10 protein-coding genes are annotated in these 16084 nt (G+C 59.6%); 3 read left to right on the top strand and 7 right to left on the bottom strand.

Going from position 1 to position 16084, the window contains the following annotated elements; genetic code table 11:
* Positions 1-18 precede the first annotated feature (18 nt).
* From ppk1 to QZZ60_RS01395, 3 genes are all read right to left on the bottom strand, one after another.
* Positions 19-2148, bottom strand: coding sequence for a polyphosphate kinase 1 (ppk1, locus tag QZZ60_RS01405; protein WP_295636779.1), 2130 nt, complete (start codon positions 2146-2148; stop codon positions 19-21).
* A gap of 3 nt (positions 2149-2151) precedes the next feature.
* Positions 2152-3768, bottom strand: coding sequence for a Na/Pi cotransporter family protein (locus tag QZZ60_RS01400; protein WP_295636775.1), 1617 nt, complete (start codon positions 3766-3768; stop codon positions 2152-2154).
* 97 nt (positions 3769-3865) lie between these two features.
* Positions 3866-4210: a TraR/DksA C4-type zinc finger protein gene (locus tag QZZ60_RS01395; RefSeq protein WP_294445946.1), complete on the bottom strand. Its 345-nt coding sequence runs from the start codon at positions 4208-4210 to the stop codon at positions 3866-3868.
* A gap of 383 nt (positions 4211-4593) precedes the next feature.
* On the opposite strand from QZZ60_RS01395, the gene QZZ60_RS01390 reads away from it, so the two are divergent.
* Positions 4594-5994: a sodium-dependent transporter gene (locus tag QZZ60_RS01390; RefSeq protein WP_295636771.1), complete on the top strand. Its 1401-nt coding sequence runs from the start codon at positions 4594-4596 to the stop codon at positions 5992-5994.
* Positions 5995-6119: 125 nt separating this feature from the next.
* Here QZZ60_RS01390 and QZZ60_RS01385 read toward each other — a convergent pair whose 3' ends face one another.
* A complete protein-coding gene (locus tag QZZ60_RS01385; RefSeq protein ID WP_295636768.1) occupies positions 6120-6905 on the bottom strand; it encodes a carbon-nitrogen family hydrolase in 786 nt (261 codons plus the stop codon).
* Positions 6906-6965: 60 nt separating this feature from the next.
* Positions 6966-7943 (bottom strand): symporter, encoded by a 978-nt coding sequence (locus QZZ60_RS01380; protein ID WP_295636764.1) that lies wholly within the window; start codon positions 7941-7943, stop codon positions 6966-6968.
* A 447-nt stretch (positions 7944-8390) separates the two neighbouring features.
* On the opposite strand from QZZ60_RS01380, the gene QZZ60_RS01375 reads away from it, so the two are divergent.
* Together QZZ60_RS01375 and QZZ60_RS01370 are read left to right on the top strand one after the other, a co-directional pair.
* On the top strand, positions 8391-9716 hold the full coding sequence (locus QZZ60_RS01375) for a hemolysin family protein (RefSeq protein ID WP_295636761.1): 1326 nt from the start codon (positions 8391-8393) through the stop codon (positions 9714-9716).
* A 418-nt stretch (positions 9717-10134) separates the two neighbouring features.
* Entirely contained in the window at positions 10135-10470 is a 336-nt protein-coding gene (locus QZZ60_RS01370; protein ID WP_295636758.1) for a CGGC domain-containing protein, read from the top strand.
* Positions 10471-10604: 134 nt separating this feature from the next.
* On the opposite strand, the gene QZZ60_RS01365 is transcribed toward QZZ60_RS01370, so the two are convergent.
* Positions 10605-13253 carry a pitrilysin family protein gene (locus QZZ60_RS01365; protein ID WP_295636755.1) on the bottom strand — a complete coding sequence of 883 codons (2649 nt, stop codon included), beginning with the start codon at positions 13251-13253 and terminating at the stop codon, positions 10605-10607.
* Positions 13254-13599: 346 nt separating this feature from the next.
* Positions 13600-16014 carry a phenylalanine--tRNA ligase subunit beta gene (gene pheT / locus QZZ60_RS01360; protein ID WP_295636752.1) on the bottom strand — a complete coding sequence of 805 codons (2415 nt, stop codon included), beginning with the start codon at positions 16012-16014 and terminating at the stop codon, positions 13600-13602.
* Positions 16015-16084: the final 70 nt, after the last annotated feature.

The raw sequence follows: 16084 nt of genomic DNA, 5'->3' as shown, positions 1-16084 counted from the left end.
TCCTCCATAAAAAATGACTCAGCGCTTCAGAAGAAGTTCCTGAGAGTTCACCGGCTCGCCGCCTTCCGCAGGATGCAGACGCACATAAGCGCCGCTGCTGCGCAGTTCCCAGGCCTGCATGTTGTCGGCAAGCTGGAGCCTGAGCACTCCGAGCAGGGTGCGGCGTATGTTCTCGTCGAGCACGGGCGCAAGCACTTCTATGCGACGGTCCAGGTTGCGGGACATCATGTCCGCGCTGCCCATGAACATGCAGGAGTCTCCGCCGTTGTGGAACCAGTACACGCGGGCATGCTCAAGAAAGCGCCCCACGATGGACCGTACCGTGATGTTCTCACTCACGCCCGGAAGTCCCGGAATGAGACAGCATATGCCGCGCACGATGAGGTTCACCTTCACGCCTGCCATGGATGCAGCATACAGCGCGCGGATGATCTTGCGGTCCACGAGCTGGTTGCATTTCATGATGATCTCGCCCTCGCCTCCGCGGGCGCAGACGGCGATTTCGTTCTGTATCTGTTCTATGAGCCTGCGACGCATGGCGCTCGGCGACACGAGAAGCTCGCGGTAATTGTCCTTTTCCGCATAACCCGTCATGACGTTGAAAAGATCGGCCATGTCGGCGCAGATATCGGGCTGACAGGTCAGAATGCCCATGTCGGTATACATTCTGGCCGTGGAGGCGTTGTAGTTGCCCGTGCCTATGTGGGCATAGCTCACCACGCCTTCTGCCTCGCGGCGCACCACAAGGCAGAGCTTGGCGTGAATCTTCATGCCCACGAAGCCGTACACCACGTTCACCCCCTCGCGCTCCAGCTCCTCCGCCCAGTTGATGTTGCGCTCTTCGTCGAAACGGGCCTTGAGTTCCACCACGGCCGTCACCTGCTTGCCGTGCCTGCGCGCTTCGATGAGCGAACGCACGATGGGCGAATCGTTGCCCACGCGGTAAAGCGTCTGCTTGATGGAAATGACGTCCGGGTCCTCGGCGGCCTTCTGCACGAAGTCCAGAACAGGAGTGAAGCTGTCGTAGGGGTGATGCAGAAACACATCCTGCTTATGAATGACGCGGAAAAGGCTGTCCGTCTGCAGGATGGCGGGCACCGCGGGACTGTGGCTCGGAATCTTGAGGCCGGGTCTGTCGAGTCCGTACAGGGACATGAACTGCGCAAAGGCCAGCGGCCCCTTCACCCGGTACACCTGGAAGGGCTTGAGCCCCAGATGCTTGATGAGAAATTCCGAAAGATCCGTGGACATGCCGCGCGCCGTCTCAAGGCGCACCACTCCGCCGAAGCGGCGCTGCTCCACCATGTCCTGCACGGCTTCAAGCAGATCGTCGCTGTCGTCCTCATCGATGTTGACGTCGGTATTTCTCGTAATGCGGAACAGCCCTGAATCCATCACCGTATAGCCGGGGAAGAGAAGGCCGAGATGTTCCTCGATGAGCTCCTCGAGAAGGAGAATGTCCGCGTCGCGGACGTTGGCCTTGAGCCCCAGCGACGCGTAGGTCTTGGCTTCCTTGTTGCGGGGAATGAAGATGAAGCGCGGCACGTTGCTCGGACAGCGCAGTCTTGCGAAGCGGGCGATGCCGTCCCTGCCCTGAAGACGGATGATGAAGTTCAGACTGAGGTTGGAAATGGTGGGGAAGGGATGCCCGGGATCAATGGCCTGCGGCGTGAGCACGGGATAGATCTCGTCGCGGAAATAGGCCAGCAGAAAACGCCGCTGCTTTTCCGTAAGCTCGTCATAGTGCACAAGGTGAACGTCTCTTTCCCGAAGCAGCGGAACAAGCTTCTTCTGCCAGTGCTCGCTGGCCATGGAAAGCAGGGCCGAAGCCTTGCGGCGTATTTCGGCAAGCTGACGCGCGGGCGTCATGCGGTCCGCCTCGGAGCTGGCGGCGCCCTCGCGGTACTGACGCAGCACCTTGGCCACGCGCACCATGAAGAACTCGTCAAGATTGTTGTAGAATATGGCAAGGAACTTGGTCTGTTCCAGAAGGGGGAGCCTCTCGTCCAGCGCCGTTTCAAGAACACGGGCGTTGAAATCGAGCCAGCTCAGTTCTCTGTTCAGGTAATAATCCTGCGCCGAGAGATCGATCTTCTTCTGACCTGTCGTCTGCTGCGTTTCCGAAGTCTTGTCTTTCTTTTCAGCCACGACTCATGCCTCCGCGTGCTGCTGTCCGGCCATGTGGTCGGCAATCTTTCTTGAACGATACGCCATTTGTTCTATGGCTCCAAGCACGTCGATGAACACGAGCCCGGATTCGGGAGAACAGTGACCGGAGCTGAGCCGGGAAGCATGGCTTGCCCGAAGCTGGGATTCCTGTTCGCGCACCCGGTCGGCCAGGCCGTCCAGCGCGGCCTTGTCCTTTTCGGTGAACGGTTCGGCGTCAAACACGGCCAGCGCAAGCCGGACGGACCTGCGCGTCTCATGGAAGAGGGAGCGCACTTCCTTCATGGCTTCGACAGAGAAATCATCGCCTCTCTTCTTGCGGTATTCATAAAAATCGATGAGCCGCTTTCCCTTGTCGCCTATGCGCTCAAGATCGCCCGCGCTCACCACGCAGGCCTCAAGCATTTCGGCGTCCTTTCCGTCAAGGCCGGTCTGCATGATGTCGGAGGCATAGCTGCGTATGGACTCTTCCAGTCCGTCCAGCTTCTCTTCCAGACGAAGCACTTCATCCTTTTCCTCTTCCTTATGTTCGAAGAACACCTTTTCCGTGCGGTCCAGAAGGTCGAGCACAATCTCTCCCATGTGCCTGCACTCATGCTTCACGGCGCTCACCGCCACCACGGGCGTGCGCTGGATGAGCAGCGGATCAAGGTACACGGCGTCCCGACGGTCGACGCGTTCGACATCGGGAATGATCTTGCGGATGAGCGCCGCGAAAGGCCGAACGAAGGGAAGGAACAGAAGCGTATTGCAAATGTTGAACATGGTATGAGCGTTGGCGATCTGATGCCCGATGGACGAGGAGGAAGCCTCGATGAAGCCTATCCACAGGGGCATGAGCGGCAGCCAGATGCACACGCCTATGACGTTGAACAGCACGTGCGCCGCACAGGCCTGACGGGCGGCCCGTCCCGTGCCGAGAGCGGCAAGCACGGCGGTGATCGTGGTGCCTATGTTGTCGCCGAAAATAATGGGTATGGCGGCTTCGAGGGGAAGCAGGCCCTGCACGCCGAGCGCGATGGTCAGGCCCACCGTGGCGGAGCTGGACTGCACGAGCAGCGTAAGGAACATGCCCGCGGCAAGACCGAGCAGCGGATTGTCGCTGAAGGCAAGGAAGATGTCCTGCCTGTCACGCAGAAAGGCCATGGAGCTTTCCATGGTCTGCATGCCTATGAAGAGCAGACCGAAGCCGAGCAGGCCTTCGCCCACGTGCTTGAGCTTTTTGGAGGAACACACGAAAATGAGCAGCACGCCGACGATCACGAACAGGTACGCCAGATCCTTGACCCGGAACGCCAGAATCTGCCCCGTGACGGTGGTGCCGATGTTGGCGCCCATGATGACGCCTATGGCCTGCATGAGATTCATGAGTCCGGCATCCACGAAGCTCACCGTCATGACGGTGGTGGCACTGCTGCTCTGGATGACCATGGTGACCGCCGTGCCCAAAAAAACGCCCATGACGGGCGTTTTCGTAAACATTCCTATGATGTTGCGCAGCCTCTCGCCGGCTACCATCTGCAGGGATTCACTGATGAGCTTGATGGCGTACAGAAAAATACCCACACCGCCGAGAAGCTGCATGGCTGTAAAAAACGACATACCCTTACTCCGTTGTCAGCTGTCTTATTGATTTCGGAGAAGAATGCCAGAGCCATGTGACATCAATATTACAGTCCTATGACATCCGAAGACACAATCAGTCCTCCGTGTCGGGCGCCGTCTCCCCGTCGCGCAGGGCCTGACAGTCTCGGCAGCACACGCATTCCGGTGCGGCGAGTATGCGGGAAAGCGGAATGAGCTCGCCGCAGTCCTCGCAGTATCTCTCGCCCCACGAGCCGCCGAGCGAAAGTCTGCGCAGCAGACTGAGTCTTCTTGCGCTGCGGTCCGCAAGAGCTCCGGCAAAGCGCACGGACTCCATATGCATGGCGTCGTCCAGCATGTCCGGCATGGCTTCGCCCTGAAAAAGTCCCTGCAGATACTGCAGTCTTTCCTGTTCCTCGGCAAGTTCCGCGTTCAGACGTTCAAGCGCTCTTGCTTCCATGATGCCCTCCGGGTGAAAGGTTCGGTCATGCGCCCGCTTCCATGAAACGGACCGGCCGTTTTTCCGTTCTCAAAAAGCCTAGCAGACCGCTTTTGAAAAAACGATGATACGCAGACGGAACCCGGCAACTTTATCACGCGTCCCCGTTCCGGCGCGAATCACGAAGCAGGATACCATGCCGGAAAAAAAGATACGTCACGCTCCGATGAACATTTCATGAAGATATGATGGCACAGTGCCGTCATGCTCCTGCGACAACGCCTCGCCGCAACGTCCATGCGATTCATTCCGGCTCCGGTCTGAACAAAAAGACATTTCCGGCTTGTCATTTTCTCATCCTTCTTATACTCTGTTGCGAACACTTTTTCTTTCAGGAGTCACGCATGTCCCAGCAGGCATCTTCCGATTCAGGCAAAGGCAGTGCCCGCGGCCTCTTTTCCGGCAACATAGGTTTCATTCTCGCCGTGGCCGGTTCTGCCGTAGGTCTTGGCAACATCTGGCGTTTTCCCTACCTCGCCGCCAAATACGGAGGAGGCATCTTCCTGCTGGTCTATCTCATTCTCATGCTCACTTTCGGCTATGCGCTCATCGTGGCCGAAACCAGCCTCGGCAGAAAGACCAGACTCAGTCCCGTGGGCGCCTACCGCGCCTTCGGTCAGATGAAGCGCAATCCCTTCCTCGTGTTCGGCGGCTGGATAAACGCCGTCGTCCCCATGCTCATTCTGCCCTACTACTGCCTCATCGGCGGCTGGATCATCAAATATCTGTTTGAATACGTGGTGGGCGACGTGACCCTCGTGGCCGGAGACGGATATTTCGGCAGCTTCATCTCCTCACCTTTTGAGCCCATCATCTGGAATCTCATCTTCCTCGGCTGCACCCTCGGCATCATCCTCAAGGGCGTGGAAGGCGGCATTGAACGCGCCTCGCGCGTCATGATGCCTCTGCTGCTCATTCTCGCCGTCATCGTGGCCGTGTACTCCATGACCCGTCCCGGAGCGGGCGCGGGCATCTACTACTATCTCGTGCCGGACTTCTCCAAATTCTCTATCATGACCGTGGTGGCCGCCTGCGGACAGCTCTTCTTCTCGCTGTCCATAGGCATGGGCATTCTCATCACCTACGGCTCCTACATGAAGAAGGACGTCAACGTCGAACAGGCCACCTACAGCATCGGCTTCATGGACACACTCGTGGCCACGCTGGCCGGCTTCATGATCATTCCCGCCGTGTTCGCCTTCTCCGGCGGCACCGCCGAGGCGCTGAACGCCGGCCCCTCGCTCATGTTCATCACCATACCCAAGATCTTTGAAAGCATGGACTTCGGCGGCATCATCGGCGCCGTGTTCTTCCTCATGGTGTTCTTTGCGGCGCTCACCTCGAGCATTTCCATCATGGAAACCTGCGTTTCCACCCTCACCGACGAACTCCACTGGTCGCGCAGAAAAAGCGCCCTGTTCATGACCTTTGAAGCCATCGCCCTCGGCGTGCCCTGCTCCCTCGGCTTCGGCGTGTGGGACTTCATCTCCATTGCCGGTCTCAGCATTCTCGACATGATGGACTTCCTTGCCAGCCTCATCCTCTGTCCTCTGGCCGCCATGCTCACCTGCCTGCTCATCGGCCGCATCGTGGGCATAGAAAACCTCATTTCCGAAGTGAAGATCTCCTCCGCCTTCCACGGCGAAAAAATCTTCCGCATCTGCATTTCCTGGCTGGCTCCCCTGCTGCTGCTCGTGGTGCTCGTCTCCTCCGTGGCTGCGACTCTCGGCATCATAAAGATATGACGACGCCTTTGCCGGAACCTTCCGGCAAACGCCGTCCGCATGAAAAAAGGGCCTTCGACACCGAAGGCCCTTTTTTCATGCCCCGCAGACCGCAAGGCCGCCCGTTCAAGAAGAAGTCCCGCCCCTCATCGGTAAAGCTCGGGAACCCGGTCGAAAAACACGGGTATGGTCTCCCTCATGCGCCGGACGGAGGAAAGCTCAAGTTCCGCTCCCGCAATTTCCTCCCTCTCTCCGGCATGGGCGAGCACCGTTCCGTCCGGGGCAATGATCATGGAACTTCCGGCAAAGGTCTCCGCACCCGAAGTTCCGCAGCGGTTGCAGGCCACCACGTACATCTCATTTTCCACGGCCCGGGCGCGCAGCAGGGTTTCCCAGTGATCCCGACGCACCGCCGGCCACTCGGCGCTGACAAAAAGAGCCTCCGCTCCGTTCACGGCAAGCGCCCGTATGAACTCGCAAAAGCGTATGTCGTAGCATATGGCCAGCGCGCAGCGCATCCCGCCCATGTCGAACAGACGCCGTTCACGCCCCGGAGCCAGGTACCTGTGTTCCTCCATGAGACAAAACAGATGCACCTTGTCATAGCCGGTCACATACCTGCCGTCCCGTTCGATGACCTGCGCCCTGTTGTACACGGCTCCATCCCTTTCAGAGAGCACGGAACCGCCCGCAAAGGCCACATGATATTCCCTCGCCAGAGCGCCGAGAAACGCCGCATCATCCCCGCCCATGGGAGAGGAAAGCCCGAGGGCCCGTTCAAGCTCGTATCCCGTGGACCAGAGCTCGGGCAGAATCAGGACGTCCGGCGGACATTCCGACGCCATGGCCTGCGCCGTCAGACGGCGCACCGCATTCCGGTTGGCTTCCCTGTTTCCCTTCACAACATCCATCTGCAGCAGGCATACCTTCATGAGCCCTCCTCCCGTCACGGTTCCCGACGCCCGTCCCGAAGACGGAACCGCCCCGTCGCATCACGCCTTGTCCTCCGCATGACCGGAAGCGGCGTGCTTTTTTTCGTGATAGACGTGCAGCCTCCGTCTCACTCTTTCATCCATGCGCCCCTTAAGCCAAAGCTGCGTGGCATTGAACACGTTCTGCGCGATGGAATAGGCGGCAAGCCCGACCACCACCAGCGGATCGAAATACTGAAAGGCCAGCCACATGGCCAGCATGAGATTCTTCTGGGCCAGCGCCTGACCGGCGGAAATGCGGTGATGATACAATCCGCCCACGAACTTGCCCACCAGAAACTGCAGCATGCACACAAGAACCCCGGAACCGGCAATCAGCGCCTCCATGCCGACGTCTTTTCTGCCGGGAGCAAGAAGCATGTCGAACGTGCTGCCCATGAGAATGAGTATCATGAGCACCCACAGATAGTAGGACACGCTCCCGTGACGGACAATGACGTTGCAGACGTTCGGGGCAAAGGCCTGAAGCAGAAGCGCGCAGACCAGAGGCAGAACGAGAATGGGCCCCACCTGAAACAGCACGGACATCATGGAAGCAAAAAAAGGCATGTCCACATGGCCGGGAGCCATCATCGGGACAAGAAGCGGCGCGGCCACAATGGACGAAAAGGTGCCGAGGAACACGTACGTCGCAAGGAACCCCACGCTGCCGCCCAGCATGCCGGTGATGGTGGCGGCCGCCGTCGCCGTGGGCACGAGCATGATGAGTCCCACGGTCTGCGCCGCAAGGTCGTTCCACTGCTCGAGAATCATGTAGAAAATCAGACTGCCGGCCATCTGCAGGCCAAGAAGAATGACGTGCAGTCTGTGAATGCGCACCGTTTTCAGGGACATTCCGCAGAACGTGAACAACAGCATCGCCATGAGCAGAAACGGCGAAAGCGGGGAAAAACGGGAAAAGAAGGCGTGGCCCAGGGCTCCGGTCACTATGGCTACAAGCAGTGCCCACTGCGTGAACAGGGCAAGAAGGCGATTCATGATGCATCTCCGAAAAAACGCTTTCCGAAGAACGCATCACAACCGTCCGTCGGAAACCTGTCTTTGAGCATAGGCGCAAAGCCCTTGCACGGCAACCATGCAGCAGTGAAACATTATTGTTCTTCATTCCGCAACGCATCGTCTGAGAAATGCCGCAGAAAGAGCATGGCTCTCCGGTGCTCCGCATCGGCATGACAAAAAAGTTTTTTCGTCCGTTGCCGTTCGCAATGTTCAGCCTCACGACGCACTCAATTACGGAAGAAAAATTCTCTGCTTTCAAACATTCAGAGCATCAATACGATCAATATCATTTATATTCATAAAAACATGGCAAAATACATATCTTGTATTCATCGACATTAAAAGCAAATTCATGTAAAAAACTATGATGCATACAAAATATTAAAAATATGTTGACACAGGCAAGATTATCATGACAATTGTTTCATGGAAATATTCATTCTTATAGTCCTCATCGTTCTGAACGGCATTTTTGCCATGTCCGAAATCGCGCTCGTCACGGCACGCAAGGCAAGGCTTTCGGTAAAAGCCTCCGCCGGAGACAAGTCGGCACAGGCGGCCATCCGCCTCGGCGAAAATCCCACCCGCTTTCTGTCCGCCATACAGATAGGCATCACCTCCATAGGTCTCCTGAGCGGCATCTTCGGCGAATCCGCACTCGCCGGTCCTCTTTCCGCCTGGATGCAGGAAAGCCTCGGCATTCCCTCTTCCACTTCAGGAATGCTGGCCACGGTGATCGTGGTCATTGCCGTCACCTATCTGTCCATTGTCGTCGGCGAGCTGGTGCCCAAACGGCTCGGACAGATCGCACCGGAAAGAATGGCCTGCCTCGTGGCCCGGCCCATGACGGCGCTGGCCACCATAAGCGCCCCCTTCGTGCTGCTTCTCTCCTGCTCCACCAGCCTCATTCTCCGTCTTCTCGGTGCCCGCCAGAATGACAGTCAGGCCGTCACGGAAGAGGAAATACAGGCCATGATCGATGAAGGCTCGGAAGCCGGAGCCATTGAAAGCCGTCAGCGCGACATGCTCCGCAACGTGTTCCGGCTCGACGACCGGCCGGTAAGTTCCATCATGGTTCCCCGGGCCGACATACGCTTTCTGGACACCACGCTGTCCCCGGAAGAAAATCTGAAAACGCTGGGCCGGTTCGAACACTCCTGGCTTCCCGTCTGCCGCGGGGGACTCGGCAATCTCACGGGCGTCATCCGCACCAATCAGGCTCTTCTGCTGTGCGCCGGAACGATGCCGGATGCGGAAACCTTCTCCCGTGAACTTGAGGAACAAAGCGTTCCTCCCGTTTTCGTGCCGGAAGCCCTCACCAGTCTGGAACTTCTGAAGCGCTTTCAGGAACAGCGGCTGCACATGGCCTTCATTGTGGACGAATACGGAACCCTGCAGGGCATCGTCACGCCGCGTGACCTTCTCAAGGTCATGGCCGGACAGATAGGCGACCCCCACGAAGACGCCTGGGCCGTGCAGCGGGAAAACGGCAGCTGGCTCATGGACGGAAGCATTCCCGTTCCCGAGCTGAAGGACAGACTCGGCATCCAGACCCTTCCCGACGAGGACAAGGGCTACTACACCATCCTGAGCGGAATGTTCATGTATCTCACCGGCCGCATTCCCCGGGAGGGCGATCATGTCACGTGGCAGGGCTGGCGCTTCGAGGTCGTGGACATGGACGGCAACATGGTGGACAAGATACTGGCGGAAAAACTGCCGGAAGAGAAAAAAGAACCGTCCGGGAGCTGACTATCCGCCTTTTCATGAACCGCATGCACAGGGCCGGGCCACGCGTCCGGCCTTTTTTCATGCCCCTCCGGCAAGAGGCTCCGCACTTCTTCCGGCAAGTCGCGGCCATGCCGCCCGCCTCTTTTGAGCAGCAAAAAACCGGCCGGTTCGTGGAGCGACGAGCCGGCCGGACTGAAAAGGGGAGTATGGAGGAGAAGAGTATGAGAATCTCTGGTTATCCAGGGGAGTCGACAACCTTCGACATCTCCCTTCTACATGAGCTGCAAAGAAAGTCACGTTTCAAACTGTTTCCCTTCATGAAATATTTTGCAAGAAAGACGCTGTGCCCATCTTTTCGAACCGCTCTCACTTGCGCACGGCGAGGCTTCTGTCATACACTTCAACGGAGCCGCGCCACGCGCCAAGCCAGGAGGACATCATGAAAAAAATAGGCATCATACGCTGTCAGCAGACGGAAGACATGTGCCCCGGCACCACGGACTTCAAATGCGCCGGAGCAGGCACCTTCGCCTTCGAACCCTTCGCTCCCTGCGAAGTGGTGGGCTTTGTGAGCTGCGGAGGCTGTCCGGGAAAAAGAGCCGTGGCCCGGGCGAAAATGCTGGTCGACCGCGGAGCCGAAGTCGTGTTTCTGGCGTCGTGCATCGGCAAGGGCAGACCCATCGACATGCCCTGCCCTCATGCCGCAGCCATGAAGGCCGCCATAGAAAAAAAGCTGGGCGACGCCGTGCCCGTCATAGACGGAACGCACGGCTAACTTTTCCCTTCCGACGAAAAAGACGCCTTCTTCCGCAAGAAAGGGCGACGGAATCCTCCGTCGCCCTTTCTTCATTCATGGTGGCACAGGCTGTCGTTTTCCCTTCCCTGAGCGGGAGGGCCCGACGCGCCTTTCTACGGCGTCACGCGAAGGTCATAGGCCCTGTTCAGGTCCAGATATCTGCGGGCCGTATCGCGCAGCGTTTTTGCGTCCACGGCCTTCATGGCCTCAAGGTTCTTCCGGCTGTAGTCAAGGTCATGACCGCTCAGGATGTTGGCCGCCCCCTCGCCAGCGCGCATGGCGCGGCTCTGCCTCGCGCGGTAGAAATCGGCCTCGGCCACGGCCTTGGCGCGATCCAGCGTTTCCTCGGGCAGCAGATTCTCATGCAGGTCGCGGACGATGGCTTCAAAGGTGGCCTTTGCCTTGTCCAGATTCTCAGGAGAGGCAATGATGCCGAACGCAAGGAAACCCGTATCCTTCCCGGACCAGTCCACGGGGAACACGGAATAACCGAGACTCTGCTTCTCACGAAGTTCCTGATAGAGCTTTCCGGTGAATCCGCCGAGGCACTCCGAAAGCAGACGCAGCGCCGGTCTGTCGGCCGTCTCCGACCCCGCGGTGGGGAAGAGCATGAGGTATACGGCCTGATTGCGGCCGGGCAGGGTCATGCTCCAGCTCTTCCGTTCGTTCCACGAAGGCGCTGAGCTTTCAAGCGCCTTTGCCGACGGCGCGGGAAGAGACTTTGCAAAGGCTTCCACCTCGGCACGATTGAAGTCTCCGGCCACGGAAAGCACCCACGGACGCATCTTCTGCCTGTTCCAGAATCCCTCCACGTCCTTTGCCGTGTACTTCGCCACCTCGGCAGGATCGCCTTCGGTTCTGTGGGCGTAGGCCCCCTTGCCGAACAGGAAATGACGCAGGTTGCGACCGAGCAGCCCCATGGCGCTCTGCTCGCTGCTCACGATGGAGGCTATCTGCTCGCGCTTCGCGCGCTCCACGTCCTCATCGCGGAAAGCAGGCTGTTCCAGCACTTCCTTCATGAGGGAGAACACCTCGGGCGCAAAGCGCGAGGGCGCATCCATCTGCACGCTGAACGAACGCAGGCCGCTTCCCGCCGAAAGCCCGGAGGCCCGGCCGGAAAGATAGACATTGATGTCGTTCAGACTGCGGTTCTTCGTACCCGTGGTGAGCACGGCCGCCGCAAGCGTGGCCAGACCTTCCTCGTCGTCGGCGGCCAGAAGCTCGCCGCCGGAGAAGCTGAGCGTGGCGGAAACATAGGGCAGAGAGCGATCGGGCAGAAGCACGAGCGTGCGGCCGTCCCCGAGCTTCATCACCTCAGGGCGCAGCGCCGCCGCCTTGTCCGCAGACGTAGAGGAGGAGACCGCCGTCCGTCCCGTCTCCGGCCAGCCCTGCACCACGGCGGCTCTGGCGCCGTCGTTGTCCACGACGGCGGCCTTGCCTTTTTCTCCCTGCGGCACGAGGGCGGACACGGTGAGCGCGTCGGGACGCAGCCAGGTGTCGATGACGGCCTGAATCTGCTCGCGTCCCACGCCGCGCACGGCCGCAAGATAGCGTTCTCCGCCCACGCTCGACGGATCGTAGAAATATTCCGAGCCCATGGTCTCGGCAATGTCGGCGATGTTCTCAAGGCCGCGCAGATAGCTGTCTTCCAGGTTCAGCCGCGCGCGGGCGATTTCCTCGTCGGTGAAGTCGGACGCCTTCAGGTCCGCCAGCGTCTTTCCCATGTCGCGCAGATAGTCCGCGACCTTGTCGGCATCAAGCTGAGCCAGAACGGCAAAGACTCCGGCTCTCTCAAAGCTCATGGCCGAGGCGCTCACGCTGTCCACCACGGACGTGTCGATGCGGTAGCGCTTCGGCAGAAGGGCCGTGTCGTCGCCGGACAGAAGATGCGCCAGCACGTCGGCCGCAGGCATGAGTTCATTCTTCATGCCCGGCAGAGGGAAGGTCAGAGACACGAAGGCCTTGTCCCAAGGGCCGGCCTGCACGTCGACCACCAGTCCCTGCGCAAGCGTGGCGGGATCAATGGAAGGCTCCACCTTGAGCACGTTGTGATTCTCGTACCCGCCGAACAGCGCCTTCGCCTCGGCGACGATCTCGGAAGCCTTCACGTCGCCGGCCACGGAAAGCACCATGTCGCGAGGGTCGTAGCGACGCTTTATGTAGTCGCGCATCATGTCGGGCGTCACGCCGCGAAGGGCCTCTTCCGTGCCGATGACGGGCGTTTCATAGGGCGTGCCCTTCAGAGTATGGGCAAGCGCCGTCTGAAAAAGCTTCGTCATGGGATTGTCGCCGCGCTGCTTCTTTTCGGCAATGACGACTTCCCGTTCCGCATCGAGATCGGCCTGCCTGAGCAGCGGGTCAAAGGCCAGATCGCGCACTGCGGTCATGGCGTCCTTCCACTTCGCGGCCGGAAGATCGGTCAGATACGTGGTCATGTCATAGGACGTATAGGCATTCATGGAGCCGCCGGCGTTCTCCACGCGCTTGTCCACGCCGGGGCCGCTGGTCTTGGATCCCTTGAACACCATATGCTCCAGAAGATGGCTCATGCCCGCTTCTTCGGGCTTTTCCCAGGCGGAACCGGCCTTCACGAAAAGACGCACCGACACCAGAGGAAACCGACTGTCTTCCCGGACAAGCACGGTCAGCCCGTTTTCCAGACGGAAGGTCTGCACGTCGGAAACTGCCTGCGCCGCTCCCGTTCCTCCGAGAGCAAGACAAAAGGCAAGCGCCACTCCGGCACAAAACTTAAAAAAACGCATAGTCACCTCGTATGCACATCCGGCATCTGCCGGAAGGTCATGTCGTGAAAAATGATGCGGCACGTCTGCCCCGGCGCACCGTCATCCGTTTTTTCTACCTGTGGCACACTCCTCTTTTTTGCGCCATAATTTTCCGGTCGTTTTTTCGTGACAAAGTATTGCAATGTCCACAGAAAATCCGTGCGACACTCCTTACTTCCGACCGGAAGGCGCCGCATTGGGCGTGCCCGTCATGGAAAGTAAAGCCGCAGGGCCTGCCCGGCAAGAGCATCGGTACGCTTTTCCCGGAAAAAGAAAGGGCCGCCCCCGAAGAAGGAAGCGGCCCGAGGCGTCTGAAGAAAAGGCGTCAGATGCGTACGCCGAGGCTCTTCACCACGAAGGAGGCGATCTTTTCGCGTTCCTTGTCCACCTCGCCGTCCTGCAGGGTGCGGTCGGCCTTGCGGAAGGTGATGCGGCAGGTGATGTTGCGCTCTTCGCCGCCCTTGGGCTCATACACGTCCAGAAGCTCCACGCTTTCCATGAGGTTCGTCTTCGCGCCGCGGACGGCGGCAAGCACGGCATCCACGTGCATGGAGCGGGGAGCGATGAAGGTGATGTCGCGACGCACGGCCGGGAACACAGGAAGGGCCTGGAACTGCGTCTTTCTGCCCTGAGAGGCGGCACGCAGAAGATCGAGGTCGAGATCGGCATACCACACGGCCTTGCGGGCCAGATAGGCGTCGGCCAGAGAAGGCTTGAGCCGACCCATGACACCGGCGACGGCACCGTCTTCCATCGTCATGCGAACGGCAGGAGCAAGATAGGGATGCTCCACCATGGCAAAAGACGGCACGGGAAGATGCAGGAAGGCAAAGAGCTTTTCCACGATGCCCTTCAAATCCACATAATCGAGATCCTCGTCCCTGTGGGCCCAGGCCTCGTCGTAGCGGGAGCCGTAGAGCACCACGGCAAGATGACGCACTTCCTTCACCGTGGTGTCGCTGGACGCATCCTGACAGAAGGCTTCGGCCACTTCAAAAAGGCGTATGCCCGTGGCGCCCTGCGCAATGTTGTGACGCACGTTCTGGAACAGACCGGGGGCAAGCTCGGTACGCAGCACGTCCTGCTCGGCGGTGAGCGGATTCATGATGTTCACGCGGCCTTCGGCAGGCAGTCCGAGGAAGTCGAGATCCTTGTTGCCTACGAAGCTGTAGTTCACGGCTTCGTTGAGGCCGAGGCCCGCGGCCCAGTTCTTCACGCGCATCATGAAGGCATGACGGCTTTCCGGAGCGCCGAAGGAAGAGAGTGTCTGCGGAATGGAAGGCAGCGTTTCGCCGAGATTGTCCACGCCCTTGAAGATGGCCACTTCCTCAATGAGATCGGCTTCGCGGGTGAGATCATAGCGCCAGCCGGGAGTCTTCACGCTCCACTCGTCTCCCGCGCTGCGGTCCACGGTGCAGCCGAGGCTCTCCAGCGTCTTCGCGCAGAACTCGTCGGTGAGCTCCACGCCGAGCAGATCTTCGGCGCGGCTGCGGCGGAAGCGGACCACGGGAGCCTGCCAGGGGCTCGGCGTGCACTCGCACACGCCGCGGCACACCTCGGCGCCGGACAGCTCGGCCATGAGCGCGGCCGCGCGATCCAGGGCAAAGGACATGTTGGTGGGATCCACGCCGCGCTCGTAGCGATAGGAAGCCTCGCTGGTCAGTCCGAGACGACGGGCCGTCATGCGGATGGAGCGGGGACGGAACACGGCGCATTCCAGGAACACGCTCTCGCTCTCGTCGGTGATCTCGGTTTCAAGACCGCCCATGACGCCGGCAAGGGCCACCGGCTTTTCCGCGTCGCAGATAAGGCCGTCGCCTTCCTTGAGAAGACGTTCCTGACCGTCGAGGGTGGTGAGCTTCTCACCATCCACGGCAGGACGCACGATGATGCGGCCACCCGCCAGCTTGTTGTGGTCAAAGGCGTGCAGGGGCTGACCGAGCTCCATGAGAATGTAGTTGGTCACGTCCACGAGGTTGGAGATGGCGCGCACGCCCACGCCGTGCAGACGGTAGCGCATCCAGGCGGGAGAGGGCTTGACCTTCGCGCCCTTCAGAATGCGGCCCATGTAGGAGGGGCAGAGACCGCCGTCCTTCACGTCCACGGGCACGGCACGGCTCATGTCCTCGCCCTTCTCTTCCAGATGGAAGGAAGGCATGGTCACGGGCAGGTTGAGATAGGCGCCCACAAGGCGGGCGAAGCCGTACACGGAAAGGCAGTCCGCACGGTTGGGCGTGATGCTGATGTCCAGCACTTCCTTGTCCAGCTCATAGGCGTCGACGAACTTTTCGCCGGGCATGACCTGACGGCCGGATCTGTTCTGTTCGGGCAGCACGAGGATGCCGGAATGATCGTCGGCAAGGCCGAGCTCGCGCTCGGAACAGATCATGCCGAAGGAAGGCACGCCGCGCAGCTTGGCCTTCTTCATGACGAGCCCGCCGGGAAGCGTCGAACCCACGGGAGCCACCACGACGAGCTGTCCGGCGGCCACGTTGGGCGCACCGCACACGATGTTGAGGGGTTCGCCCGCGCCCACGTCCACGGTGCATACATGAAGATGATCGGAATCGGGATGCGCCTCGCAGGTAAGCACGCGGCCGGTGACCACGCCTTCGATTTCCGCGTAGGGATGCACCACTTCTTCCAGTTCAAGGCCGAGCATGGTGAGCATGTCGCCCAGCTCTTCCGCCGTTCCCGTGTACGGGACAAATTCCTTCAGCCAATTGAAACTCAGCAGCATATGTTTTTTCTCCTCAGAGGATGAAACGTCATGGTCTTTCGGAAGTCCGCCCCGAAAGGGGCCTTCCCTC

Origin of the sequence: uncultured Mailhella sp., assembly GCF_905187505.1 — a bacterium.
Taxonomy (GTDB): Bacteria; Desulfobacterota; Desulfovibrionia; order Desulfovibrionales; family Desulfovibrionaceae; genus Mailhella.
The sequence above is the reverse complement of the archived record's forward strand: the minus strand, read 5'-3'. Positions and strand labels throughout refer to the sequence as shown.

Excerpts from the sequence above, each read along its gene's own strand:
- QZZ60_RS01400 (WP_295636775.1), bottom strand. The coding sequence starts at position 3,768 with ATGTCGTTTTTTACAGCCATGCAGCTTCTCGGCGGTGTGGGTATTTTT.
- QZZ60_RS01395 (WP_294445946.1), bottom strand. The coding sequence starts at position 4,210 with ATGGAAGCAAGAGCGCTTGAACGTCTGAACGCGGAACTTGCCGAGGAA.
- QZZ60_RS01390 (WP_295636771.1), top strand. The coding sequence starts at position 4,594 with ATGTCCCAGCAGGCATCTTCCGATTCAGGCAAAGGCAGTGCCCGCGGC.
- QZZ60_RS01385 (WP_295636768.1), bottom strand. The coding sequence starts at position 6,905 with ATGAAGGTATGCCTGCTGCAGATGGATGTTGTGAAGGGAAACAGGGAA.
- QZZ60_RS01380 (WP_295636764.1), bottom strand. The coding sequence starts at position 7,943 with ATGAATCGCCTTCTTGCCCTGTTCACGCAGTGGGCACTGCTTGTAGCC.
- QZZ60_RS01375 (WP_295636761.1), top strand. The coding sequence starts at position 8,391 with ATGGAAATATTCATTCTTATAGTCCTCATCGTTCTGAACGGCATTTTT.
- QZZ60_RS01370 (WP_295636758.1), top strand. The coding sequence starts at position 10,135 with ATGAAAAAAATAGGCATCATACGCTGTCAGCAGACGGAAGACATGTGC.
- QZZ60_RS01365 (WP_295636755.1), bottom strand. The coding sequence starts at position 13,253 with ATGCGTTTTTTTAAGTTTTGTGCCGGAGTGGCGCTTGCCTTTTGTCTT.
- pheT (WP_295636752.1), bottom strand. The coding sequence starts at position 16,014 with ATGCTGCTGAGTTTCAATTGGCTGAAGGAATTTGTCCCGTACACGGGA.